This is a genomic window from Sphingomonas sp. S6, assembly GCF_043498045.1.
Lineage (GTDB): Bacteria > Pseudomonadota > Alphaproteobacteria > Sphingomonadales > Sphingomonadaceae > Sphingomonas.
The window spans coordinates 1-25,837 of record NZ_JBIEOE010000016.1; the positions used below are offsets into that span (position 1 = coordinate 1).

Genomic DNA, 25,837 nt, shown 5'->3' on the forward strand with positions numbered 1-25,837 from the left:
ACACACCGCCAAGCGAGCAGCCTAGACCACCGGGATGAGGGGTCCCTTTTCGACGCCGATCACCCCGCTACCGGGGTCCCTTTTCCACGCCGATCCACAAACGACCATACGTTCCACTCGCTCGCCGTGGCGAAACGGATCATCAAGGCATGTCGGACGGGCTACGACATCGTACGTCCGCACAGCAGCTTCGGCGGTATCGTATCCGCCGAGTTCAGCAACCGCCCCGCCCAGGGCACGAGCACACCGAAGCTGAATTATCTCCGACCTAAAAATGAGAAGCAGGTCACACTATCACTTGACCATGTTGGCGACGCGCGGATCAAGCCACCGTTCGACGGTCATATCGCCGGTCAAGAACGCAACTGCCATGCTAGCGAGAAATAGCCCAGCCAACCATTCCATGGTGGCGATCACCGCGTGGCAGCGAATGCCAGGCAAAGCGATATTGTCAAAATTACTTTTCATGTGGAGGGATGATCGCGTACATGCAGGTTCATTGCCCAATCGCATCGATTAGGCGCTTTATAAAATCAGTGCGTGCATCATGTATTCATCTAGCTCTAATAACTATACTCCCGCCGTTTCCATAGTATGCGCGTTTCACAATGAAGCGTCATGGATAGGAGACACCATTAGTTCTATTAATTTACAGACGTTTAGTGATTTTGACGTTATATTTGTTGATGATGCCTCAACGGATAATACGGCAGATATTATTCGTGCAAACGCTAAATTTAAATACGTCATTCTGCGCAATGATACAAACATGGGATTGGCAGAATCCCTTAATCGTGGGCTGAATGCCGCAACTGCGCCGTTAATTGCACGAATCGATGCGGATGACATCATGTTACCTGATCGCTTGGATCTTCAGGTAAAAGCTTTTTCGGACAAAGATCTTGTGCTGTTAGGGGGGCAAGCCACAAAAATCGATGATCAAGGATCTCCGTTTGGCAGGTTATCGATGCCTTGTTCAGACTCAGATTGTCGATTTGCCCTTAATTTTTATTCGCCTTTTGTCCATCCAGCCGTAATGTACCGGCGATCACAAATAATACTGGCAGGAGGGTATTCTTCAAGCCGCTTTCCTGCCGAAGATTACGATCTTTGGTGTCGAGTGGCAGAATTTGGTAAAGTTCGAAATTTAGATAGTGTAATAATTAAGTATAGAGTGAGGTCATCAGGCAGCATAACCTCGGACAAAAGAAATATACAGCTACAAAAGCATTCGGAAATTATAGATCGCTATACTATAATAACAAAGCCGACAATACGCGGGGCGCCTTTGCATTTTAGGCGAATAATTCGAATTATTACTTTGCTTAATAGTAGTAAGAGAGCAAAGATCGCCAATAAAATAATTAAAATATTGACTAGTTAGAACTGTGTTGCACTCCTGAATTTTGGATGCTTTGCTATGAAGTCAACGATTATTTTTGCTGCGCTTATAACCAGCGGCTGTGCTTCAGAAAAACTTATTTTCCCTACGAGGATACCGGATGAAGCTGTTGCCGGCATATGGACATCTCGACAAAGCGTTGCTGTTCGTAGCTGTATCTCTTCATTACTTGGTCAATCCGCTTTGTCTAACTTTCGGGTTGTAAATAATGATCCGAAGGTCACGGATTACTCTACCACTATAGACATATACCCTGGTGCGTCGCACCGTGAAAGACAAGAAGTCGTCAATCATTGTCTTTAGAAAAAGTTTTAAATATTGAACAGCCTTGCATTGCAGTTGGATTCAATCCCCAATCGGGCTTTCGCCGTGCTTGCGCAGCACGTCGTTGAACGCCTCCGCCATCAGCGCCTGCAAGCTCCGGCCCTGACGGCGCGCCAGAGTATGCATCGCAAACGACATTTCAGGGCTGAAGAAACCGGCGATCTGTTTGCGGCCTTGGCGGCTCGCCGGCGTTGCCGTCTGCGTCGGGGCGATCTCGACAGGCGCTGTGGCAGGAGCCTGGGGCGCCGGCGCGGTTGCACTGCGCAGGTTGGCGAAGCTGGGTTTGCGGCTCATGCGGCGGCTTTCCTGGGCGTGGATTTGCGGGGGGTGGGCAAGCCGATTTGTCGACATGTCCACGTGTAGATCTGTCGGATGTCGTCGGCGGCCTTGCCCGCGGGTTCGTATTCCATGACGGTGCGCCCCTCCCCGCTCGCGTGGCGATAGGCGGCACGGTCGGGGATCTGGATGGGACAGGGCGGGGTGCCGAAGCCTTCGACCAGCTCGCCGGCCTCTTCGTAGACGCGCGGCGCATTGGGGTTGCCGGCGGTGAAGACGACATATGCTGGTTTCTTCAACAGCTGGACGAGCTTCGCGGTGGTCTGGATCGCCGAGAGGTCGAAGGCGCTCGGGCGGCACGGGATCAGCACCAGGTCGGCGACCTCGACCGCAGCGCGGCCCGCGCTGTCGGCATGGGGCGGTGTGTCGATGACGATGAGCTCGGCCCCCTGACTCTGTGCCGCGGCGACCTTGGCGGCGAGGCGCGGGGGCGGGCTGTCGATCACTTCAGGCGGTGCGTCGCCGCGCCAGGCGGCCCATTGGCTCGCGGTCGCCTGCGGGTCGGTATCGATGATGAGCGCGACGCGCCCCGCATCCTGCGCCGCGGCGGCAAGGTGGATGGCGAGCGTCGTCTTCCCCGCGCCCCCCTTCTGGCTGATGATCGCGATAACTGGCATGGCCACTACCCTACATGTCGACATGGCGACGTGGCAAGTGGTCGACATGTTGCACAGCGCATATTCCCGACCTGGCGAAGGAATCACCGTCGGCAACCGCTTGCTCCTTCTAGGGGGCATGTGACGGCGTAGCCGGCACTCCCGCAGTGGGATTCTCAGTTTGGGGTGGTTTTGTGTCTGCCTTTTCTGTGTCTTCGCCGCCAGGCGGGATGTGTTGGCCGGCTAGGCCAGCGCTTTATGAACTACCATCAGATTGAATTGGTAAGCGGTTGCAGATCGTTTTGAGACTCGCAGGTTGCATCGATCCGCGCACCGAGGCGCGCGAGCGTGCGACCCAGCGCACCGCCCACCGTTACCTGCGCGAGTTCGCGGCAGCTGAGGCTCGCGCGCATCCCCGCCTCCCCTTCTTGCCGGTCGGCCTCCTGCTGGATGACATCGTCGGGCAGCGGCGCCGGTCGCATCCAGCGCGGCAGATAAGCGCGCACGCTCGCCGGCAGTAGCGCGCGATAAGCGTTGGAGGTCTGGCGATAGCGGGGCCCCTCCCCTGCCCCCATCCCCTGGCCCTCGTCGCGGGTGAAGCGACGCTGGCGGACGAGAAAGCCCGCCGCCTCGAGCAGCACCAGCGCGCGGGCGATGGTCGCGCGGCCGAGGCCTGTCGCCTCGGCGAGCCAGTCGTAGCTCGGGAAGACACGGCCACGGTTGAGGCGGGCAAGCGTGCAGATTTCCTCGAACACACGCACCGCGCCGGCCGTCAGCGCGGCGAGGCGGCGTTCGGTGACCGAGAGTGTACGCGTGCCGGCCCGCGCTTCGCGTGCCAGGCGGCGGCCGGCGTCGCGCGCGCGACGGCAGGCGGTGAGCATGCGGTCGGTCTCGCCGGGCGCGGGGACGGCGAAGAACGCCTCCTCGAACGTCCCCGCCTCGATACTGCCACGGCGCACGGGCGCGCCGGTGCGGTGCAGCCCGCCCGATCGCGCACGTGGCGTGACCGACGCGGCGTGGGCCGTACGCCCGCCGGCCGCGCGCGCGAGTACGCGCGCACTCGCTGCGCTGAGGGCAAATGCCGTCATCTTCCTTCCCCCTTGGGGGCCGGGACCGGGGACGAAAAAGACCGTGGCGCGAAACGCGCATCCTTGCACCCGATGGGGCGGGACGGTAGGAAGAGCCCGTGAAGTGGTGATGCTTTCACGTGGAGTGACGTTTGGCGACGCCGCTCTTCAATACCCCCTCTGGGATGCCCGGCCTTCGTGCCGGGCTTTCCTTTATGTGGTCACGGCCGCTTCCTGCTTTCCGCTGCGTCGACATGACGCGCATCGCCGATCTTGTTGCAGCAATGATCCAACAACGGAAGCGACCAAGATTCGTGCTTTCGAGTATTTAAACCAGAAAAAGTTCGTGCTTTCGGATAGGAATTGCCGCTCCATTCGTGCTTTCGAGTAGAATAAGCACGGATCAACTTCGTGCTATCGAGTAACAATTGGCGACACTCGAGCGGATCGGTGCGCCGTCATGCCCCGATTGGGTGCGTGTGATTCGGCCGGTGATTCGCGAGGAAGGGGTTCGCGCAGAGGCGCGAAGGACGCGGAGATGCTGCGCGTGCCGCAACAGCGGTCTGTCTATCACACGCGCGACGGAGATAGCGCGCTGCCGCGTGCGATACCCCTCTGCGCCCTCAGCGCCTCTGCGCGACAATCCCTCTTCTTCGCAAACCCTTCGAGGCCGACCCGCCTCACCCTTCGCGCGGGCTGTCCGCAGTCAGCGCAGGGCCACGCGGGGTAATGACGACGCGGGCCTGGGGCGCACGCCGGCCGCGGCGCGGAGGGGCATCGCCGGCGGGGGGGGCGGCCTCGGTCTCCTCGACCAGCTCAAGGTGGTAATCGGGGATGCCGTCGGTCGCGACGATCTGCTTCAGCGCCGCCTTGAAGTTCGACAGCGGGTTCTGATAGCCGATCTGCAGCCGGAAGGTGGCAAGATCGATGTCGAGCACGTTCCCCTCTTCGCAGGTCGAGCGCGCGACTTCGTAGATGCGTCGTTCGATCGGTCCTAGTTGAAAATAGGCCGCGGCATAATCGAGCACATGGCGATCGAGCAGAATCGCGCGATATAGCCAGTCGCACAGTCGCACCTTGACCGCTTTAAGGCGCCGTTCGCCACTCTTCGTCTTGCTATAATGCAACTTTGCTTCGGATAGCCACGAGAAGAACCCCTCCTCCCCTTCGCCGCCCGCTTCAATATTGGTCTTGATCTGCGTACCCTGCAGCCGTTCCAGTGCCTCGGACAGCCGGCCATAGCTGCGCGCCGAATGGTTCGAGCCAGTCGCCGAGAACAGGTCGTGCGCCGTGAAGACGAAATCCTGTTCGACCCGATCGCCCGCCTCCAGCTTGGCCGCCATCAGGCTGGCGATGTAGAGCACGATTTCCTTGTCGTAGATCGTCGCGACGCCGCTCGCCGAAGGGCGCACCTCGATCGAGACGGTCGCGTGATCGTAGGTAAGCGGCTTCATCCAGGCGTTTTTCGACAATGCGAAGAACGGGAACGCCATCAGCGAGCGTTCGCCGCGGATCTCGCCATGCAGCGGGCTGTCGAGCGCGAACAGATCGCGCTGGGGGATGCCGTCGGGGCCATGGGCAGGACGATTCGAAGCAGGGGTACGGGCCATGGCCATTTCCTACTCGAAAGCACGAAGATTTGGACCCCCATGCCGTTTTCACGAGGGGAAATGGGGGCAAGCCTCCAACAGTTCGTGCTTTCGAGTAGGAAATGGGGACCCGTTCGGGTTGATCCCTTCCCCTTGCGACATGTCGTCCTGTCGACATGTCGGCAGATCGCCCGCAGACATGGCCTCGCGACGCACCGTACGTCTCGCCCCTACCCTTCCCGTTCGATCTCGCAAGAGCGGGGCCCGCCGTCTGACACACGATCAATGGGGCGGGCACATCAGCACAGCTCCGGGATCACGCATCGAAGGGCGAGACCACGCGCCCTTGACCCCTCCCCCGCCCCGGCCGATACCCGCCGCCATCGACATGGGAGAGACCGGGCACGCCCCGGCGCCGAAGGAGCAACCGCCCCGGAAACTCTCAGGCAGAAGGACCATGGCGATGCTACAATATCTGGAGAGAGGCGCGGGGGATGCTCCCCTACGTCCGCCGACGGGATAGCGATCTCAGGCACAAGCGACAGATGGGGCATGCGCACGGTCGGCATCGGAGCCGGCGATGAGGACATGCATGCACGTCGACACGTCTACACCTCTACCGCTCGACCGCGGACTGCATCGGCCGATCAGCGTTGCCGAGCTGTTCACGATCGGCATCGGGCCGTCGAGCTCGCACACCGTCGGACCGATGCGTGCCGCGTTCGACTTCGCGCAGCGGGCGGTGGGGCAGGGGACGGCGCCGACCCGCGTCACCTGCGACCTCTTCGGCAGTCTCGCGCTGACCGGCCGCGGCCATGCGACCGATACCGCGACGATCCTGGGCCTCGCCGGCTGGGAGCCCGAAAGGCTCGATCCCGACGCGGCGCCCGGCATCCTCGCGAGGATCGGCGCGGAGGGGCGGCTGCCGCTCGCCGGCACGCACGGACTCGCCTTCGCCGCCAGCGACGTCGTCTTCCACCCGCGCGAATTTCTACCCGAGCACCCCAATGGCATGACCTTCACCGCGCAACGCGCCGACGGCAGCGCCTATACCGAGACCTATTTCTCGATCGGCGGGGGGGCGATCCTGCGCAAAGGCGCGCCGGCGTCGGCGAGCAATGTCGCGGTGCGCCACCCGTTCAGCTCGGGCGCCGAGCTGCTCGAGCTGGGTGACGCGACCGGCCTCACCATCGCCGAGATCGTCCGCGCCAACGAGACCGCGTGGCGCGAGGCGGCCGAGACCGACGCCTTCCTCGACGCAGTGCGTACGGCGATGCACGCCTGCATCGACCGCGGCATCGCCCAGGAGGGGATGCTGCCCGGCGGTCTGAAGGTCCGGCGCCGCGCGCGCGCGATCGAGCAGGGCCTGACCGGCTGCGTCCCCGGCAGCAACCCCGCCGAAGTGTTCGAATGGGTCAGCCTGTGGGCGCTCGCGGTCAACGAAGAGAATGCGGCGGGCGGCCGCGTCGTCACCGCGCCGACCAACGGTGCCGCGGGCGTGCTGCCTGCCGTCCTGCGCTTCTACGAGACGCTGGTGGCGCGCGACGAAGCCACGCGGCGCGAGGGTGCGCGCACCTTCCTGCTCACCGCCGCGGCGATCGGCATGCTGTACAAGAAGCGCGCCTCGATCTCGGCCGCCGAGATGGGCTGCCAGGGGGAGGTCGGCGTCGCTTGCTCGATGGCGGCCGGCGCGCTCGCCGCGGTGCTGGGCGGCAGCAACGCGCAGATCGAGAATGCCGCCGAGATCGGCATGGAGCACAATCTCGGCCTCACCTGCGACCCCATCGGCGGCCTCGTCCAGATCCCCTGCATCGAACGCAACACGATGGGCGCGGTCAAGGCGATCAACGCCGCCTACCTCGCGCTGCGCGGCGACGGCAGCCACGTCGTCAGCCTAGACGCGGTGATCGAGACGATGCGCCAGACCGGCGAGGACATGCGCTCGCAATATAAGGAAACCAGCCTCGGCGGGCTGGCGGTCAACGTGGTGGAATGTTGACGTGTCGGGGTGTCGACACGCCGACAATGGTATAGGACGATATCTGCCTGATCCGTCATTGCGAGCGTAGCGCGGCAATCCAGAGCCGGACCAAGACGCCCTAGATTGCCGCGCTACGCTCGCAATGACGGGCTTGGCGTCGCCGCATCACACCCGGTGCAGCCCGGGCTTGCCGCGTTCCGACACGAAGCTCGCATAGGTCGACAGGCGGCCGTCCGGCACCGCGACGGTATCGAGGATCTTGAGGTCGCCCCGGAAGGTATCGCGGCCGACGTCGCACAGCACGTAGCCGCGGCGATCGGTCATCGCCATCAGTTCGGGCGTGTGCGCCTTGGCCGAGCGGGTGAAGTCGTCCTCGTCGCCGACACCGTCCGCGCCTGAGGTGATCGAGGTGGCGAGGAATTCGCTGGAGACGATTCCGCCGCGCTGATCGTGGACGAGATCGCCGGCATAATGGCGATGCGCGTCGCCGCTGACCGTCATGACATTGCCCGGACAGTGATCGGCGATGTGGCTGAGCAGGCGGCGCTGGCTGTACATATAGCCCGACCATTGATCCATCGAGGCGATGGGCACGTCCTTGCCCGGCTTGGTGTAGTGCATGTTCATCAGCCGCACCTGCTGTGCGACGAGATTCCAGCGCGCGGTCGATCGGGTCAGGCCGTCGAACAGCCAGCTCTCCTGCGCATCGCCCATCATCGTGCGGTCGGGGGAGTAGACGTCCGGCCCCTGTACGACATCGTCGTCGCCATAGGCCTGATCCGAACGATACTGGCGGGTGTCGAGGAAGAAGCCCTGCATCAGGTCGCCGAAGCGCGCATCGCGATACATGCGCATCTGTGCGCCGACCGGCATCGAGCGCGGGCGCAGCGGCATATGTTCGTAATAGGCCTGCATCGCCATCGCACGGCGCATCAGGAACAGTTCGGGCGGCGTGCCGTCCTGGTCGTGGTCGCCCGCCCAATTGTTGTCGACCTCGTGATCGTCGAAGCTGACGAACCAGGGCGCGGCGGCATGCGCGGCCTGCAGATCCGCGTCCGACTTGTACAGGCCGTAGCGCAGGCGATAATCGGTGATCGACTGGATCTCGCCCCCGGTGTGGCGGCGGATCGGCGTCACCGCCCGGCCGGCGATGCGGCGCGGGGCAGGGCCGCGGTCAGGGCCTTCGTAGATGTAGTCGCCGTAATGGAAGACGAAATCGACCGGCTCCTCGGCGATCTTCCGCCACGCGGTGTACAGGCCTTCCTCGTAATTCTGGCAGCCGGCGACCGCGAAGCGCAGCCGGTCGAGCCGCGCCTGGGGCAGGGGGAGCGTCGCCCCGCGCCCGACCGGGCTGCGATGGCCACCACAGGTGAAGCGGTACCAATAGGGCCTCGCCGGCTCGAGCCCCGTCACCTCGACATGCACCGCATGCGCGAGTTCGGGGTGGGCGATCGCCTCGCCATGGCGGACGATCTGGCGGAAATCGGGATCGCGCGCCACTTCCCAGCCGACGCGGACGGGCGCCGCCACCATGCCGCCATCGGGCTGCGCGGGTTCGGGGACGATCCGCGTCCAGGCGACGAAGCCGTCCGCATCGGGATCACCCGCCGCGACGCCGAGCGCGAAGGGCGTCGTCAGAAAACCGGGCGCGTCGATCAGGTTGCGCGGGTTCGCCGGCAGCGCACCGGCGCGCGCCGCCATCCACAGCATCGGAAAGGCGGCAAGCAGGTGGCGGCGATCGATCATGGTCAGGTCCCTTGCCGGTCAGTTCAGCACGATGTGGAAGAAGGCGGCGCGACCATAATCGTCGATTTCGTTGACATATTGGAGACGGTTGCCGGCCAGGAATTTGGGCTGGTCGTCGAACAGGTTGTTGATCTCGTACTTGAAGGTCACGTGTGGCAGCACGCGGTGCCACAGCGCCGCGTTGACGACCGTCAGGGGCGCGCGGCCGGTATCGTCCTTGGGCGTGACCCCCAGCGCGGTCAGCGACGCCGAACGATGGCTGACGGTGCCGCGGATCGCGCCCGCGATCTCGGGCAGGCGTACCGTCGCGCCGGCACCGAGCGTGACGCGCGGCTGGTACATCAGCCGGTCGATCGTCCGCGTGCCCGTCTCCTCGCCCGTCACGTGCATCTGCCCGTCGAGCAAGGTCACGTTGAAGAAGGGATCGACCTTGCGGCCCAGCACGTCGACATTGTGCTCGGCGACCTGGAACTCGATCCCATACAGGCGCGACCGCTCCGCATTGGTCGGCTCGCGCACCGCATAGGTGGTGCCGTCGACCTCCTGCAGCGAACGCAGGACGTAGATGTCGTCCTTGATCCACTTGGCGAAGGCGGCGACGGCGATCACGCCATGCGTGCCGAAATAGTATTCGGCGCCGACGTCCAGATTGTCGGCGCGGCGCGGCCGCAGGTTGGGATTGCCGCGGCGGATCGAGCAATCGGGGCCGCCCGCCTCTTCGTCCTCGACGCCGCAGCTGATCGTTTCGGGCTGGGCGATGTCGCCCGGCGTCGGCCGGCCGAGCGTGCGGCTGTAGGCGAAGCGCAGCTTGGTGCCATCGCCCAGGTCATGATCCGCCGCGAACGAGGGGAGAAGATAGGCATAGCCGCCCCGCCGCACCGTCTGGCCGGGCAGCACCACGCCGCTGCGGATCACCGGCTGGTAGGCATCGAAACCGATATGGTCGTAGCGCAGCCCCGCGACCAGCCGGGTCGCGTCGCTGGCGTGATGCAGCGACAGATAGGGCGTCCACAGCCGCTCGACATAGCGATAGTCGCTGGCCCGTTCCTGATAGGCGGTCGCGCGCGCATCCAGCCCGATCTGCTGCCACAGGCTGCCCTTGGCGCGGGTATAGTCGATCCAGGGGAAGGACATGGCCGACCCGACGGGCCGATAGTTCGGATCGACCAGATAGTCGGTCATCACCCGCCCCAGGCGATAGGTGTTGACGTCGAGGTCGCGCGACAGGTCGAGCCGGCGGAACTCGACACCCGTCGCCAGGCCGAAACCGCGATCGCTCGCCTCGGTATTCCAGGCATAATCGACGCGCAGGTCGGTCAGGCCTTCGCGCGCGGAGCGTTCGGTGATGTTGGCGGTGCTGAGCTTGTAGATCGACGAAAACGGCGCGTTGGGATCGCTGATCCCCGTCACACGCGGGATACCGCCGGTCGCCTCGCTGCCATCCTCCCAATCGAGGAACAGCTTGGCGGGATAGGTGCGCACGCCGACATAGGGCTGCACGTTGTCGTAGATCGCGCGCGTATAGCCCCCACGCACGTCGAGGTGCGACGCGTCGCCACGCCAGGCGAGCGAGGCGATGCCGCCGTACGTCTTCTTGTCCCAGGTGTCGTAGCGATAGCGCGAATAGATGCTGTTGACCTGCGACCGCCCGCCGTTCGCGGTGCGCGCGACGATGGTGCTGCGCGTGTAATAGTCGTTCTTGTTCATCGTCGAGGATTCCCACAGACGATAGCCGAAGCCGAGCAGCGAGGCGCGGATGCGGTCGCTCGCCTGCCATTCCAGCTTGCCGCTGCTGCCCGCCGTGCGCAGCCGGTTGGTATAGCTGCCGTAGCTATGGTCGCCCGGCACCGCGCGCCCATCCCAATTGCCCGCATCGGGGCCGGCGAGCGCCTTGCCGCTGGCGTCGAAGTAATTCTTCACCGGCTGCCACCATTTGGCGGAATTGCGCGTGCGGCTCTGGTAGCGCGCCGACAGCAGGATGCCGAACTGGCCGTGCGAGCCGAAGCGGTCGGCGAACACGCCCTTGGCCCCACCGCCCCAATGCTGCGCGCTGCCGCCGATCGTGTTGCGCCCGTCGGGCCCGCGGAACGACTGGTAGCTGCCATAGCCGTCGAGCATCGTGTAGCGGCGCTTCAGGTCGAGCGGACTGCGCGTCACAATATCGACGATGCCGCCGATCGCGCCGCCATCCTGTTCGGCGGTGAAGGTCTTGTAGACGTCGGTGCGCTGCGACAGCTCGGACGGGATGATCTGCAGGTTGATCATCCGCGATCCCTCGCCGTCATTGCCGATCGAGGCGAGGGTGATGCCGTCGATCGTCGTCTGGTTGAGATCGGGCGCAATGCCGCGGATCGTCACGAAGCGCGGCGCATCGCCCTCGTCGATCGTGCTGATGCCGGGCAGCAACCGTAGTTGCTCTGCGATGTTGCCGTCCGCCGCGATCGTCTCGACGTCGTCATAGACGATGGTGTCGACCACCGCGGGCGACTGTTCCTTCTGTGCGGTCGCCAGGCGGTTGGCACGCACGATGATGTCGGTCTGCGGATCGGGGCCCGCAGCATCGCGTGAGGCCGGATCGGCGGGCAGGGCAGGGCCGGACGCAAGGGCCGGTGTTGCCGCCCCCAGCAGCATGACGGACGCACAGCACAGCAGGCGCGCCCGACGGGCACGCAGAACCATCGACATGGATTTATCCCCCTTGGCGACGCGCGACCGAAATCCGGCCCGCACGACCGACGCGGCGCCCGCCTCCGATCACATCGGACCGTCGTCGCCGTGGGGGGCTGCTAGGCAGCAAACGTTACAGCAAGACTGTCATATCATGACACTTTTGCGATACGCGCCGCCACGCCGTCATTTTCGTCGAATTTGCGATGATCGGACAGCAGGTTAGCGACCGATGTCAAATGTTCATATCGGTCATAACCCCCGCCTATAGGTCTTAACCTTCGCATGGTACGAGGCGTGACCATGCGTATCTTCGTCACCGGCGGGGCCGGGTTTATCGGTTCGGCGCTCGTCCGCCATCTGATCCGCGAGACGGGGCATGAGGTGCTCGTCTACGACGCTTTGACCTATGCCGGCACGCTGTCCGCGCTCGCGCCGGTCGCAAGCGATCCACGCTATCGTTTCGTGCGCGGCGATATCCGCGACGGCGCTGCGGTCGCGGCCGCGCTACACGACTTCCGCCCCGATATCGTCACGCATCTGGCTGCGGAAAGCCATGTCGATCGGTCGATCGACGGCCCCGCCGCCTTCGTCGACACGAACATCGTCGGCACCTTCACCCTGCTGACCGCCGCGCGTGCCTATTGGCAGGGCCTCGACGCGACCGCCCGCGCTGCCTTCCGCTTCCACCATATCTCGACCGACGAGGTGTTCGGCAGCCTGGGGCCGACCGGCCGCTTCACCGAAGACACACCCTACGACCCGCGCTCGCCTTATGCCGCGAGCAAGGCGGCGTCCGACCATCTGGTCGGCGCCTGGGGCCATACCTACGGCCTGCCGGTGCTCGTCACCAATTGCTCGAACAATTACGGGCCGTATCACTTTCCCGAAAAGATGATCCCGCTGATGATCGTCAAGGCACTCGCGGGCGACGCGCTGCCCGTCTACGGCCGCGGCGAGCAGGTGCGCGACTGGCTGTTCGTCGACGATCATGCCCGCGCGCTGCAGGCCGTATTCGAACGCGGCCAGCCCGGCCGCCGCTATGCGATCGGCGGCAATGCCGAACGCCGCAACATCGACGTTGTGCATGCGCTGTGCCGCACGCTCGACCGCCTGCGCCCGCGCACCGACGGCCGCTCCTATACCGCACAGATCGCCTTCGTCGCCGACCGCCCCGGCCACGACCAACGCTATGCAATCGACGCGACGCGGATCCGCGACGAACTCGGATGGACCCCGCGCGAGAGCTTCGACACCGGGCTGGAGGTGACGATCCGCTGGTATCTCGACAACGAGGCCTGGTGGCGCCCGATCGTCGCAGACCGCGCCGCGGACGTGCGCCGGGGGCTGGCGGACCCACGCGCCAGCCTCTAGCGGCCCCGGCATGACCGATACCGTTCTCGCCGTCCGCCCGCTCTACAGCGGCTGGCTCAGCCTCCAGATGCTGCGCGTGCGGCTCGGCGACGTCGAATGCGACCGGGCGGTGGTGGAGCATGTCTCGGGCGCGACCGTGCTCGCCTATGATCCTGTACGGCGCGTCGCGATGACCGTGCGCCAGACGCGCGACGCGGTCCTCTATCTCGGCGGCCTGCCCTTCGCCGAGGCGATCGCCGGCGTGACCGAGGATGAGGCGCCCGCCGACACCGCCGTCCGCGAAGCCTATGAGGAAACCGGGCTGCGGCTGCGCCACGTCGAGCCGGTCGCGCACGTCTGGATGACGCCGTCGAGCACCACCGAGCGCGTCCATCTGTTCCTCGCCGAATATGCCGCCGTGGACCGGGTCGGCGCAGGAGGCGGCGCGGCGGACGAGATCGAGACGATCGACGCACGCGAGGAACCGCTCGACGCGCTCTGGGCAGAGGCAGTCTGCGGCCGTGTCGGCGACGCCAAGTTCTTCATGCTGCTCCAGGCGCTGCGGCTGCGCCGGCCCGAGTTGTTCTCATCGAATTGTTAGCGCCCCGCTGATACGCTGCGGGGCATGAAGGGCATCATCCTCGCCGGCGGCACGGGCACGCGGCTTCATCCGGCGACGCTGGTCGTCAACAAGCAGCTGCTGCCGGTCTATGACAAGCCGATGATCTATTATCCGCTGTCGGCGCTGATGCTCGCCGGCATCCGCGACATCCTGATCATTTCCAGCCCCGAATACCTGCCGCATTACCGCACCTTGTTCGGCGACGGATCGGCGCTCGGCCTGACCATCGCTTATGCCGAACAGCCCGCGCCGGAGGGGCTGCCGCAGGCGTTCACGATCGGGCGCGACTGGATCGCGGGACAGGCGGTGACGCTGGTGCTCGGCGACAACATCTTCTTCGGTAACGGCCTGCGCACCTTGCTGCGCCGCGCGGTCGCCCGGATCGAGGCGGAGGGCGGCGCCACGCTCTTTTCCTACCGCGTCGACGATCCCGAGCGATACGGCGTCATCGCCTTCGACGACGACGGGCAGGCGGTATCGCTCGAGGAAAAGCCCGAACACCCCCGATCGAACCAGGCGGTAACCGGCCTCTACATGTTCGACGCCAGCGTCTGCGACCATGCTGCAGCGTTGGTGCCCTCGGCCCGCGGCGAGCTGGAGATCACCGACCTTGCGCGCCGTTACATGACCGCAGGCACGCTCCACGTCGAGGCGATGGGCCGCGGTTTCGCCTGGCTCGATACCGGCACGCACGACAGCCTGCTCGAAGCAGCCGAATTCGTCCGCACCATCCAGCACCGCCAGGGCATACAGATCGCCTGCCTGGAAGAGATCGCCTACCTCCAAGGCTTTATCCCCCGCGAAGCGGCGGAGGCCCGCGGCCAAGCACTCGCCAAGACCGCCTACGGCCGCGCGATCCTGACCGCGATAGCGGAAGCCCCCGTCCACGGAGGCGAGCGGCGGACCGCGGAACGGCGGCAACCCTTTACCCAAGTTCCGTAAGGTCGTATGGTCGATCTACCCCCACCACCGGTAGATGGTTCTGGCCGATACGACCAGATTGAGATCATCCACCATTGTCGCTAGAGATCCGGTGCTTCTGTTCGCGAGGCTTTCCGGGCGGTTAGGTGTATGGGTATGTTGGGCAACGTCGACACCTTTACCGGGCCCTCTCCTTCATCCAGGCAGGTGATGACGACCTCTGACTCCAAGAGTGCGAAGACGCATTGGCGCCCGCGCAGCGTGCTGCTCCAGTTCCGCGCCATCGCCTATTTGCTGTGCTGCGACATGGCCGCAATCTTTGCCGGCTTTGCAATTGCGGCGATGACACGTGACTCGTTCGTCGCCGACAGCGGCTGGCTGGTCTTCGCGCTCGTGCTGATGCCGCTCTACGCGCTGATCGCGTCCAATCTCGACGCTTATGACTCCGAAAATCTTCAGGATCCCTTCGGTGCGATCCGGCGGGGCCTTCAGGCGCTGGCGATCGCGATCGGCTGCGTCATCCTTGCCGCCTTCTACCTCAAGTCCGCCACCGCCTTTCCCCGCCTGACGATCGGCCTCGGATCCGCGCTGGCCGCATTGCTGCTGGTGACGGCCCGCTACGTGTTCGTCCGCCATCTCACTTGGTTCGTCGGCGGCAATCCCTTCAGTTCGATCCTGCTATGCGATCGCGGTGCACCGATCCCGTCCGGCACGTTCTCGATGGTGATGGCGGCGGAATCCTATTTCGACCCGGAAGCGCACGATCCCCACATGTACGATCGCCTCGCGACGTTGGTCGCCAGCGCCGACCGTGTCGTCGTGACCTGCGCGCCCGAACATCGCATGGCCTGGGCCAAGGCGCTGCGCGGCGCGAACGTCCAGAGCGAAATCGTCGTCCCCGAACTGGCCGCAATGGCGCCGCTCGGTCTCGGTCCCAATCGCGACGTACCGTCGGTCATCGTCGCGGCGGGGCCGCTCGATCTGACCGATCGGATCGTCAAGCGCCTGTTCGACATCGCACTGGCTTCGGCCGCCTTGCTGTGCCTACTACCGCTGCTCGTCCTCACCGCGATTGCGGTACGGCTGAACAGCCCGGGTCCGATCCTGTTCAAACAGGTGCGTATCGGCCGCGGCAACCAGATGTTTCGGATGCTCAAGTTCCGCTCGATGTACGTCCAGCAATTGGATGGCGCCGGCCATCGCTCGGCCTCGCGCGACGACGACCGGATCACCCGGGTCGGGCGGATCATCCGCAAGACCAGCATCGACGAACTGCCGCAGCTGGTGAACGTGCTGAAGGGCGATATGAGCATCGTCGGACCCCGCCCGCACGCCCTGGGGTCACGCGCCGCGGACAAGCTGTTCTGGGAAGTCGACCAGCGCTATTGGGACCGGCACGCGACCAAGCCGGGTCTTACCGGCCTTGCCCAGGTGCGCGGCTTCCGCGGCGCGACCCTGGTCGAGGACGACCTGCGCAACCGCCTGCAGGCAGACCTCGAATATCTCGAAAACTGGTCGATCTGGCGCGATATCAAAATCATCTTCCTGACCGTTCGCGTCATTCTCCACCGCAACGCCTTTTGACGGCCAGCCCCCTGTCGCCGCTGCGACGGAACGAGGGCAAAGTTCATGACACTTTTGTGAAGGGGGGTTATGCTGCGCTCGTCACCGCCGGATACGGGCGGGACGCGACAGGAGCAGGCATGGTTGAAATCGCGCTTGGGTATGCGGTTGGCTCGGTAGTTCTGGGCTTGTGCCTGGGTGGAGCGGCACAAGTGATAAAGGCGCGCATACCGTATTGACCGGAGCGCGCGCACGATGCTGCGCTTCCTGTTGATCGCACTTGCCACGATCTGGGGCCTGTCGATCCTGGTGCTGATCGTCGCACTGGTCGGCGCCCGGGTCAGCCCGCGCATTCGCCGGCTGCTCGGTGGCGATGACGCCCCCTGATTCACCCGTTGAATCACACGCTCGCCACTGATTCAGGAAATCCGTCGGACACGCCTGTCGGCGTCGCCTAGACTTGCGGGCATGGACGAGCTGCCGTTCACGCCCATTGATCTCGTCGCCATCGATGCCGCGCGGAACGTGCGTCGGCGGTGGCGGGTGGCGGCGTATCGGGATTTGTTCGGGCAGGTGATGATCGAGACGCGCTGGGGGCGGATCGGGACGCAGGGGCGCGAGCTGGTGCGCAGCTTTGCCGATGAGGCGGCGGCCTGCGCCTATGTGCGCGGGCTGCTCGCGCGGCGGGGGAGGGCGGTGCGGCGGATCGGGGTCGCTTATCGCCCCATGGTGCCGACGCGCCGACATGTCGACACGTCGACGGAATGCGACCGGCCGGGTAACGCGCTGACGACGTGAGCCGTAAGCGGCGGTGACTGCCGGATTTCCCTTTCTCGCCGGCGGGCGTCATGCATAGTGTCCGCACAACCAATGGGGGCGGGCGATGGCGGGACGGACGCAGGGAATCCTTGGGGCGACGATCGGCGCGATGCTGCTGACGCTGTCGGGCAGCGGGGCGGCACAGCAGCCCGCGACGCCGCTGCGCCCCGACCAGGCCCGCTTCCGCGCGCTCTACCAGCAGATGGTGGAGACCGACACCAGCATCACAACGGGCAGTTGCACCACGCTCGCCGGTACGATCGAGACGCGGCTGCTGGCGGCGGGCTATCCGGCGTCCGCGATCACGCGCTTCGCCGTGCCCGATCATCCCAAGGAGGGCGGGCTGGTCGTGACGCTGCCCGGCACCAGCCGCACGGTGAAGCCGATGCTGCTGATCGGCCATCTCGACGTCGTCGTCGCCAACCCCAAGGACTGGACGCGCGATCCCTATAAAATGGTCGAGGAAAACGGCTATTTCTACGGCCGCGGCACCGCCGACATGAAGGCGATGGACGCGATCTGGGTCGATACGATGATCCGGTTCAAGGAGAGCGGCGATCGCCCCAAGCGCACGATCAAGCTGGCGCTGACCTGCGGCGAGGAAACCAGCTGGGCATTCAACGGCATGAAGTGGCTGGCGCAGAACCGGCCCGAACTGATCGCGGCCGAATTCGCGCTGAACGAAGGCGGGGGCGGGCGGTCGGACGGCAAGGGCAACCTCGCGATCGCCAACATCCATGTCGGCGAGAAGGCGGCGGTCAATTACCGGATCGAGGCGACCAACCCCGGCGGCCACAGCTCGGCGCCGGTACGCGACAATGCCATCTACGAACTGTCCGACGCGCTCGGCCGCCTGCGCGCCTATGACTTCCCATTGCAGATGTCCGACACCACGCGCGCCTATTTCCGCGTCGCGGGCAAGGCGCGCGGCGATGCCATGGGCGCGGCGATGCAGCGGATCGCGGCCGACCCGACCGACAAGGCTGCCGAAACGCTGCTTAATACCGACAAAAGCTATCATTCGATGCTGCGCACGACCTGCGTCGCGACGTTGCTGGACGGCGGCCATGCCAACAATGCGCTGCCGCAGCGCGCGGGCGCCAATATCAATTGCCGCATCTTCCCCGGCGTGTCGGCCGAAGCGGTGCGCGCGACGCTGGAACGGGTGATCGCCGATCCGCGCATGACGGTGAAACAGGTCGACGATCGCGGACCCGCCGCAGTGCCCCCGCCGCTCGACCCCAGGATCGTCCAGCCCGCCGAACGGCTGCTCGCGCGTTATTACCCGGGCGTGCCGCTCGCGCCGATGATGTCGACCGGCGCGACCGACGGCATCTATCTGGAAGCGATCGGCATCCCGTCCTACGGCCCGCCGGGCCTGTACGGCGATCCGGACGGTAACGGCACGCACGGCCTCAACGAACGCGCGATCGTCAAGGCAGTCTATACGGGCCGCGATTATCTATACGACCTGGTCAAGGCCTATGCCGGCTGACACCTCGACGTGTCGACAATCCTACAGGCCTAGCGCCGCCTTTACCTTCGCCCAGCTGACGTATTTGAAGTTCTGTGTGTCAGGCGCGTTGTCGCCGTCCTGCGCAACGAACAGGCCTTGCGGGTAGGCGGGACCGAAGTCGCCCAATGCCAGTTCGATGCCGTCGGTGTCGCTGGTGCCGTCGATCGCGCCCCCGCCGATGCGGAAGCGGCCGGCATAGGTGACGGCAGGCAGGCGATAGAGCGTATAGGCGTTGTCGCCCTGGCTGGAGACGACGAGATAGCCACCGGTCCTACCCTTGGGGGCGAGTGCCAGGCCCTCGGCATCGGCGACGAGCGTCTTGCCGTCGACGCGCGCGATCGGGGTGGCGGTTGCGGGGGCGGCGGGGTCCGCGGCGAAGCGCCACAGGCCGACGTCTTCCTCGGCGACGTAGAGCGTCCCCGTCCGGTCGTCGACGACGCAGCCCTCCGCCTGCGTGCCGAGCTTCATGCTGCGCACCGTGGTGACGGTGGGCGAGGGACCGGATACGTCGATGCGCACCTGGTCGATGCGGCCGTCCTTCAACACGACGAAGCCGAACAGCGCCTTGTCCTTCGCGCGCGTCCACAGGCACATGCCATAAGCCTCGCCGGGGCCGACCGGATAGCGTCCCATCGGCACCAGGCGCCGTGCCGACGTGTCGAGCGTGAACAGCGCGACATGCGCCTGGGCGACGTCCGCCCGGTCGCTCGCCACCGCGACCACGCGCCCTCCGACCTCGCGCAGATCGACGTTGTTGAGCCGCGCGGCGGGGGTGAAGGACACGCGCTTGCCCGCCATGTCGTAGACGTGGATGCCCGCCTTCTTGTCGGTGCCGATGACCAGGCTCTTCGCGGGGTCCTTCGCATTGCGCCAGATCGCAGGATCGTCCGCCGCATCGTGCGCGGTGTCGACCGGATCGGTTTCGGCGCTCGCTGCAACAACGGGCGCCTCCGTCAGCGGCGCCGCGGCCGGAATGCTGGCACAGCCGGCGAGCAGCAGGGCGGGGAGGGCGCTCCTCACAGCTTCACCCGCACGCCGGCGAAGATCGAATAGCCGAACTTCTCATATTCGTACGTCCGGAAGCGCTCGCCGAAATAGCGCACGCCCGGCGTGTTGGTGAGGTTCTTGCCCTCGGCGAACAGGTTGATGCCCTTCATCAGCTGCACGCTGCCCGTCACGTCGAGCTGACCGCGGCCTTCCCAATACAGGTCCAGCGCGGGATTGTCGGCGTTGATCTCGTCCAGATAGTCGCTGCGCTTGGTATAGGCGACGCGCAGGTTGACGGGTCCGCGCTCGTAGAAGACGCTGGCATTCCACATATGCGTCGACTGGCCGGGCAGCGCGAAGCGGCTGCGCCCCCCGTACGTGCCGTCGAACGTCGCAGACCCGTGCGTATAGGTGTAATTGGCAAAGACGCCGAGGCCGCCCAGCAGACCGGGCAGGAACGAGAGCTGCTGCTGCCAGTTCAGCTCGACGCCGTACAGCTCGCCCTTGCGCGCATTGATCGGGCTGCTGAAGATCGCGGGCAGGCCCAGGTACACGCCCTGCCGGTTGAGCGTATAGCGATAGTCGGTCAGGTCCTTGTAGAAGCCGTTGACCGAGATCACGCCCAGCGGCCGGATATAATATTCCAGGCCCGCATCGACGTTGTTCGCCAGCGTCGGATTGAGGCGCGGATTGCCGGATTCCACCCGGATCGTATTGCCCTCGGTCGTCTCGAGCACGCGCGGCGCGAGCTGCGGGAAGTTGGCGCGGTTGATCGCGCGGGAGAGCGCCGCCCGCAGGATCAGGTTCGGCGTGAACGCCTGGCGCAATGTCAGGTTGGGGAAGAAGTCGACGTAACCCGCCTTGCCGCTCGCGGTGACGATCGCACCGGTCCGCGATACCGATGGCGCGCTCGACTGGAAGTTGGTCGTCTCGACGCGCAGGCCCGCGACCAATGTCGTGCCGCCATTGACGTACTTCGTCATGCCGAACAGGCCGAGGATGCTTTCCTCCGCGGTGTAATCGGCGGTCAGCGACTGCGGCAGGCGGCGTTCCGACGTCGTCTTGGCCGCGTCGAAATAGGCGTCGGCGAGGCCGGTGTCGAAGCGCTTGCCAAGGTCATAGTCGAAGTTGCGCGAATCCTGATCGGACAGCAGGCCGGCGAGCGTCTGGCTGGGCGCGGCGCTGCTGCGGCGGTCGCGGAAGCGCTCCTCGTCGGCGCTGATGTGGCGCTCGCGATATTTGCCGCCCGTCGACAGCGTGACGTACTCGGCGATCGGCAGATCGGTGCGGATGGCGACCGTCAGCTCATCGTTCTTCGTCGTGTTCGACCGGAAGGCGTTCTCGCGGAAGGCGAAGGTGCCAGTCTGGAGATACTCCTTGCTGGTGAACAGCGAATAGCTCGGCAGGTCCGCGTCGGCGAAATTGTACGAGAGCGTGGGGCGCAACGTCGAGCGGAACAGCAGTTCGTCGCGGCGCGGATAGGTCTGCGAGGTCTCGCTATACGCCACGTCGGCGCGAATCGTGCCGTCACCCAGCCGCTGTTCCAGGCCGCCGGTGACGGTCCAGATCTCGTTCACCTGCTTCCTGTGACGCACCTGCTTTTCGATACGCGTGTTGGTGTAGGTCGCCGCGCGATCGGTCGACCCCGCCTGCAACGTGCCCTCGCTCCACAGGATACCCAGCCGGTCGCGGAATTCGTCGTCTTGGAAGCGCGCATAGGTGCCGCGCACCCAGGCGTGCGTCGCGTCGGACGGGCGCCATTCGAACGCACCGGTGCCGGCGATGCGCTGACGCTTGGTGTCGTAATCCTTGAACAAAGTCTCGGTGACGCGCAGGCCGGCGGGCGTCTGGCTCCACGTATTCTCGACATTGTCCGGGCGGCGATGGGTCGAGGAATAGCTGCCCGACAGCAGCACGCCGAACTGGCGATCCTGGCCGAACGTATCGCTGACCGCGGCCGATCCGCGATAATCGTGGCCCTTGCCGAACTGGTTGTAGCTCATGCCGCCCATGCCGGTCAGCGCGAAGCCCTTGCGATCGAACGGCGAGCGCGTCGTGATGTTGACCGCACCGGCGATCGAATCCGCATCCTGATAGGGGAGGAGCGACTTGGTCACTTCCAGATTGGCGACGATGTCCGACGGGATCGTGTCGAGGTCGACGGCGCGCGTCGTCGGGTCGACCGAGGGGATCTGGATGCCGTCGACCGAGATTGCCGACCATTCCGACGGTGCGCCGCGGACGTTGATGTAGCGGCCCTCGCCCTGGTCACGCTCGATGCCGACGCCCGGTGCACGCTGCAGCGCCTCGGCGATATTGGGATCGGGGAAGCGGCCGATCGCGTCCGCCGAGATGACGGTGATCGTATTGTCGGCGGTGCGCTGCTGGTTGAGCGCCCGCGCGGTATTGTCGACCAGCGACGCGCCAACGACGACGATGTCGCCCTCCCCGCCGCTCGCCGCAGGCAAAGTGAACGACACGGCACGGCCGCGCTCGGCCGCGGTGATCGTGCGCGTCACCGGCGGACGGCCCAGATAGTCGATCAGCAAGGTGACGTCACCGCTCGCATCCGGCGTCGCGACGGTGAACTCACCCTGCAAATTGGTCGTCGCCTGCGCGCCCGTGCCCTCGACGACGATGCGCGCGCCGGGCAGCGCGAGGCCGCTGGCGTCATAGATGCGGCCCGACACGATTGGTCCCTCGATCGGCGCCCCCGCCGGGGTGGCGGCCGGTGCATCGACCGAAGCGGCGAGCGCCGGCTGCGCGGCGAAACCGAGTGCGACAAGCGAAACCCCCGCAAGCGCGCGGAAGGCCGGACGGATGGCGTGCATGATGCTCCCCCTGAGCGTGATGGCGCCGATGCGTGCCCCGCACCGGTCGTGTCGCCGCAGCCCGTGGCGGGGGAATGTTACATGAGGATGCAGACAGCGTTACGCTATCGTGACACCCGTCCTCACCGCGTCAGGTACATCGCGCGCAGACGGCGGATCGTCGCGGCGTCGAGGCCCAGCTGATCGCGTTGATAGGCCGCCATGCCGCCGGGCTTGGCGGCGATCGCGGCGAAGGCGGCGTCGAGATAGGCGGGGTCGACGCCCATCAGCGCCTTTACCACGTCGGCGGGCAGGGCTTTCGTCCAGGCGGCCGCGTTCGGATCCTGGCGGGCGGCGCGCGCGGGATCGAAATAGCGGTTGGAGAGCACATAATCCTGCATCACGGTCGCGCGCGGCACGCCCAGCACGGTGAGCAGCAGCGCCGCGGCGACGCCGGTGCGGTCCTTGCCCGCCGAACAGTTGAACGCGAGCGGTGCGTGGCCCGCGGCGAGCTCGGCGAACATGCGGCGATAGGCGCCGGCGAAGCGGAAGGGCAGCTCCGCATAGGTGTGCGTCATGATGCTGCGGGCCTTGGCACCGTCGAGCTTGGGGTCGGCGAGGGCACGCATGTCGCCGGTCATGTCGTAATCGTCGGCGAAGACCGCGGGCTTATGCGCCTCGGGCCAGGCGACCGGTGCCTTGGCGCGCTCGCGCGTGTCGCGCAGGTCGCAGACGGTGACGAGGCCGCGCTTGGCCAGCGCCGCAAAGTCCGCCGGGGTCAGCGCGTTCATCGCACCCGAGCGATACAGCAGCCCCCATTTCACCGTTCGCCCGTCCGCGGTGCGATAGCCGCCGAGATCGCGGAAATTCTGCCCGCCCTGCAACGGCACGACGCGTTCGTGCGGCACCTGGGGCGCAACGGGGGCGGGGGCCTGCCGCGCAATGGCGAGGGCGGGCGTCAGCGCGAGGAGGAGGGCGAAATGGCGCATGGATCGTCCTTCAAAAGGAGACGAACGGGACATGGGGCGCCCGTGCTCCCGCACCTCGCGGGAGCACGGGGCGGCATCAGAACCGCACGTTCACTTCGGCGCCCAGCGTCCGCGCTTCGTTGAAGAAGCCATAGGTGCCGAGCAGCGGGCTCAGCGCCCGGAAGAACAGATGCTGTTCGTTGAAGAGGTTGCGCGCCCAGATCGACACGCCCAGCGTCGCGCCGGTGCCGTTCAGCCGGATGTCGGTCAGCGCCAGGCGGCCGTTGACGACGAAGGCACCGTCCCCCTTGGGCTGGCGCACCCCCGTCTGTGGATCGTTGTAATTGACGTAGAAGCCGTCGTCGTAATTGCCGTCGAGGTGCGCGCGGAACGTCGTGCCGGTCAGCGGCAGTTCGTAATCGATCGCGCCGCTCGCCGCATTGCGCGGGGTATAGACCGGATAGATGCGGATCGGCGTCGTCACCACCACGCCGCTGGTCTGCGGGAAGGGGTTCGACGTCGGCGGGATGTGGACATAGGTGAAGGCGTAGCTGGCGGTCAGCGTCAGGCCGGTGACGGGCAGCAGCGTGAAGTCGCCCTCCCAGCCCTTCAGGCGGCCGGTGCCGGGGGCATTGGTCGTCTCGGTCGTGGTGCGCGTGGTGTTGAGCAGCACCCGCTCGCCTTTGTCATTGGTGACATATTGCTGGTAATTGGCGCTGAAATCGATCTGGATGTCCTTATAATCGCCGACATAGGCGGCGACGTTGAAGCGCGCCCGCCGATCCCAGAATTCCATCTTCGCGCCGGCTTCGAACATCGACACGGTTTCCGGATTGAACGGCGCATAGGTGAGCGAGCGCGAATTGGCGCCGCCCGACTTATAGCCGGTGCTCCACTTGCCATAGACGTGGACGTCGCGCGTCAAATCAGCGGCCAGCGTCACCATCGGGTCGATGCGCGACCAATGCGCATCGAGGGCGCGCGGTGCCGACACGCCGTTGACGCTCGGCAGCGCGCCGTTGACGATGAACAATTCGCCATGCTTGGCATCGCGCGTCCAGCGCGCGCCGCCCGTCAGATGCAGCCGGTCCTCGGCGAAATCCGGGGTCCAGGTCGCCTGGCCGAACACGCCGACGCTTTCGGTGGTCACGTGGCTCGCGCGGTCGATGCGCTGGTCGGCGATGACGAGCGGGATCACACTCGCGGCCGTGCCGTCGGCGTTCCAGCGCATCGTGTTGAACGCCTGCGCATTGTCCTCCACCTTCTCGCGATAATAGAGCGCGCCGGCGAGGTAATGGAGCTGCGCCGTCTCGCCGATCGCCTGCACCTCCTGGCTGAACTGGTGCTGCTTGAAATAGGCGAGGCTGTAGCGCGCGAAGGCGCCGTTCGGCGCGTAGACCGAGGTGTTGGCGCTGCCATTGTCGAACTGCGACTGCGTCATCGCGCGATAGGCGGTGATCGACTTCAGCTCGAGGCCCGGCATCGCCTGCCAGTCGAGCGTCAGGCGATGGCCGTGCGTCTTGCCGATGCTGGGCTGCTGCGGAACGCCGACGTTGGCGGTGCCGACGCGGGTCGGCTGCAACGGCTGGGCGGGGGCGCGCGGCAGCGTGCCGGCGGTGATCGACTGGAGGTAGAGCGGCGTCGAGGCGTCATACGACGTGTCGAACGCATAGTTTGCGCTGAAGCCCGTCACCGGCTTCCACAATGCCTCGCCATGGAAGCCGCGGCGGTCGAAGGCGTTGAAGTCCGCCTGGCCCGACATCGGATTCTTGACCAGCCCGCCGCGGCTGGTGACGATGCCGTCCAGCTTCACCGCGACATTGGCGAACGCGGGCAGGTCGAGATGCGCCTCGCCCTTGTAGCTGCCGTAATTGCCGATGCCGGCGGTGCCGTTGAAGCCGAATTCCCCGGTCGGCTTCTTGGTGACGATGTTGAGCGCGCCGCCTTCGGTGTTGCGGCCGAACAGCGTTCCCTGCGGACCTTTCAGCACTTCGATGCTCTGTACGTCGTACAGCGCGGTGCCCAGGCCCTGCGCGCGGCCCAGATACACGCCGTCGATATAGACGCCGACGCCCTGGTCGCGCGCGGGCTGGTTGCTGTCGCTCAAGACGCCGACGCCGCGGATGTTTACGATCAGCGCCGAATTGCGCGAATAGAAGGGCGCGACGCGCAAGGACGGGATCGCGCCGTCCTGCAGGTCGACCAGCGACTGGACGTGACGGTTGCGCAGCGCGCTGTCGTCGAGCACCGAAATCGCGATCGGCGTGTCCTGCAGGTTCGTCTTGCGCTTCTGCGCAGTGACGACGATGTCGGCGAGGCCGCCCGACTGGTCGTCTTCCGCAGTGATCGTCGGCGCTGCGCCCGCCGCGGCGCTACCGGCCGTCTGCCCCCAGGCCGTCCCGGCGCCCATGCCGATCAGTGCGACCGCCGCAGCCGACCGCAACAACATATTCGTACGCAATACCATGATGTCCCCCCGTGTTCGTCGGGCGGCGCGCTAGACATGTCCGAAGACGACTGAGTTACATTTTGGAAACAGAACGAAGACACCGGGCCGACCATGGCCTCGC

General features: G+C 65.5%; 19 protein-coding genes, 1 pseudogene and 1 riboswitch. Of the genes and pseudogenes, 10 read left to right on the forward strand and 10 right to left on the reverse strand.

Annotated elements, in window-relative coordinates; all coding sequences use genetic code 11:
- Both ACGVWT_RS16450 and ACGVWT_RS16455 read left to right on the forward strand, forming a co-directional pair.
- A pseudogene (locus ACGVWT_RS16450) lies at nt 1-387 on the forward strand (hypothetical protein); the annotation flags it as partial.
- 160 nt (nt 388-547) lie between these two features.
- Nucleotides 548-1,384: a glycosyltransferase gene (locus tag ACGVWT_RS16455; RefSeq protein ID WP_315472111.1), complete on the forward strand. Its 837-nt coding sequence runs from the start codon at nt 548-550 to the stop codon at nt 1,382-1,384.
- A gap of 363 nt (nt 1,385-1,747) precedes the next feature.
- On the opposite strand, the gene ACGVWT_RS16460 is transcribed toward ACGVWT_RS16455, so the two are convergent.
- The 4 genes from ACGVWT_RS16460 to ACGVWT_RS16475 all read right to left on the reverse strand — a co-directional run bounded on the left by ACGVWT_RS16460 (nt 1,748) and on the right by ACGVWT_RS16475 (nt 5,341).
- Nucleotides 1,748-2,020, reverse strand: a complete 273-nt coding sequence (locus tag ACGVWT_RS16460) for a ribbon-helix-helix domain-containing protein (RefSeq protein ID WP_315472110.1) — start codon at nt 2,018-2,020, stop codon at nt 1,748-1,750.
- Complete coding sequence (gene parA / locus ACGVWT_RS16465) at nt 2,017-2,679, reverse strand: ParA family partition ATPase (RefSeq protein WP_315472109.1); 663 nt, start codon at nt 2,677-2,679, stop codon at nt 2,017-2,019. Before parA ends, ACGVWT_RS16460 begins: the two co-directional genes overlap by 4 nt.
- Before the next feature lie 248 nt (nt 2,680-2,927).
- Nucleotides 2,928-3,746, reverse strand: a complete 819-nt coding sequence (locus tag ACGVWT_RS16470; RefSeq protein ID WP_315472108.1) for a helix-turn-helix domain-containing protein — start codon at nt 3,744-3,746, stop codon at nt 2,928-2,930.
- A 659-nt stretch (nt 3,747-4,405) separates the two neighbouring features.
- Nucleotides 4,406-5,341, reverse strand: a complete 936-nt coding sequence (locus ACGVWT_RS16475) for a replication initiator protein A (protein WP_315472107.1) — start codon at nt 5,339-5,341, stop codon at nt 4,406-4,408.
- 352 nt (nt 5,342-5,693) lie between these two features.
- Nucleotides 5,694-5,782, forward strand: a riboswitch (glycine riboswitch).
- A gap of 124 nt (nt 5,783-5,906) precedes the next feature.
- On the opposite strand from ACGVWT_RS16475, the gene ACGVWT_RS16480 reads away from it, so the two are divergent.
- A complete protein-coding gene (locus ACGVWT_RS16480; RefSeq protein ID WP_315472106.1) occupies nt 5,907-7,313 on the forward strand; it encodes an L-serine ammonia-lyase in 1,407 nt (468 codons plus the stop codon).
- 147 nt (nt 7,314-7,460) lie between these two features.
- Here ACGVWT_RS16480 and ACGVWT_RS16485 read toward each other — a convergent pair whose 3' ends face one another.
- Nucleotides 7,461-9,041, reverse strand: a complete 1,581-nt coding sequence (locus tag ACGVWT_RS16485; RefSeq protein ID WP_315472105.1) for an alkaline phosphatase D family protein — start codon at nt 9,039-9,041, stop codon at nt 7,461-7,463.
- Between the two features lie 18 nt (nt 9,042-9,059).
- Nucleotides 9,060-11,726: a TonB-dependent receptor gene (locus tag ACGVWT_RS16490; protein ID WP_315472104.1), complete on the reverse strand. Its 2,667-nt coding sequence runs from the start codon at nt 11,724-11,726 to the stop codon at nt 9,060-9,062.
- 285 nt (nt 11,727-12,011) lie between these two features.
- On the opposite strand from ACGVWT_RS16490, the gene rfbB reads away from it, so the two are divergent.
- From rfbB to ACGVWT_RS16525, 7 genes are all read left to right on the forward strand, one after another.
- Nucleotides 12,012-13,082, forward strand: coding sequence for a dTDP-glucose 4,6-dehydratase (rfbB, locus tag ACGVWT_RS16495; protein ID WP_315472130.1), 1,071 nt, complete (start codon nt 12,012-12,014; stop codon nt 13,080-13,082).
- 10 nt (nt 13,083-13,092) lie between these two features.
- Entirely contained in the window at nt 13,093-13,662 is a 570-nt protein-coding gene (locus ACGVWT_RS16500; RefSeq protein ID WP_315472103.1) for an NUDIX domain-containing protein, read from the forward strand.
- 24 nt (nt 13,663-13,686) lie between these two features.
- Complete coding sequence (gene rfbA, locus ACGVWT_RS16505; RefSeq protein WP_394427347.1) at nt 13,687-14,625, forward strand: glucose-1-phosphate thymidylyltransferase RfbA; 939 nt, start codon at nt 13,687-13,689, stop codon at nt 14,623-14,625.
- A gap of 189 nt (nt 14,626-14,814) precedes the next feature.
- Nucleotides 14,815-16,188, forward strand: a complete 1,374-nt coding sequence (locus ACGVWT_RS16510; protein ID WP_315472102.1) for a sugar transferase — start codon at nt 14,815-14,817, stop codon at nt 16,186-16,188.
- A gap of 234 nt (nt 16,189-16,422) precedes the next feature.
- Nucleotides 16,423-16,554 carry a hypothetical protein gene (locus ACGVWT_RS16515; protein WP_315472101.1) on the forward strand — a complete coding sequence of 44 codons (132 nt, stop codon included), beginning with the start codon at nt 16,423-16,425 and terminating at the stop codon, nt 16,552-16,554.
- A gap of 81 nt (nt 16,555-16,635) precedes the next feature.
- Nucleotides 16,636-16,965, forward strand: coding sequence for a WGR domain-containing protein (locus tag ACGVWT_RS16520; RefSeq protein WP_315472100.1), 330 nt, complete (start codon nt 16,636-16,638; stop codon nt 16,963-16,965).
- Nucleotides 16,966-17,050: 85 nt separating this feature from the next.
- Nucleotides 17,051-18,481 (forward strand): M20/M25/M40 family metallo-hydrolase, encoded by a 1,431-nt coding sequence (locus ACGVWT_RS16525; RefSeq protein ID WP_315472099.1) that lies wholly within the window; start codon nt 17,051-17,053, stop codon nt 18,479-18,481.
- Between the two features lie 21 nt (nt 18,482-18,502).
- Here the strand turns inward: ACGVWT_RS16525 and ACGVWT_RS16530 are convergent, their stop codons facing one another.
- From ACGVWT_RS16530 to ACGVWT_RS16545, 4 genes are all read right to left on the reverse strand, one after another.
- Nucleotides 18,503-19,522 (reverse strand): phytase, encoded by a 1,020-nt coding sequence (locus tag ACGVWT_RS16530; protein WP_315472098.1) that lies wholly within the window; start codon nt 19,520-19,522, stop codon nt 18,503-18,505.
- Nucleotides 19,519-22,320 (reverse strand): TonB-dependent receptor, encoded by a 2,802-nt coding sequence (locus tag ACGVWT_RS16535; RefSeq protein ID WP_315472097.1) that lies wholly within the window; start codon nt 22,318-22,320, stop codon nt 19,519-19,521. Before ACGVWT_RS16535 ends, ACGVWT_RS16530 begins: the two co-directional genes overlap by 4 nt.
- Nucleotides 22,321-22,442: 122 nt before the next feature.
- The gene (locus ACGVWT_RS16540) at nt 22,443-23,288 is read right to left on the reverse strand and encodes a tyrosine-protein phosphatase (protein WP_315472096.1); all 846 of its coding nucleotides are present in this window, start codon (nt 23,286-23,288) and stop codon (nt 22,443-22,445) included.
- Nucleotides 23,289-23,364: 76 nt separating this feature from the next.
- The gene (locus ACGVWT_RS16545) at nt 23,365-25,734 is read right to left on the reverse strand and encodes a TonB-dependent receptor (protein WP_315472095.1); all 2,370 of its coding nucleotides are present in this window, start codon (nt 25,732-25,734) and stop codon (nt 23,365-23,367) included.
- Nucleotides 25,735-25,837 lie beyond the last annotated feature (103 nt).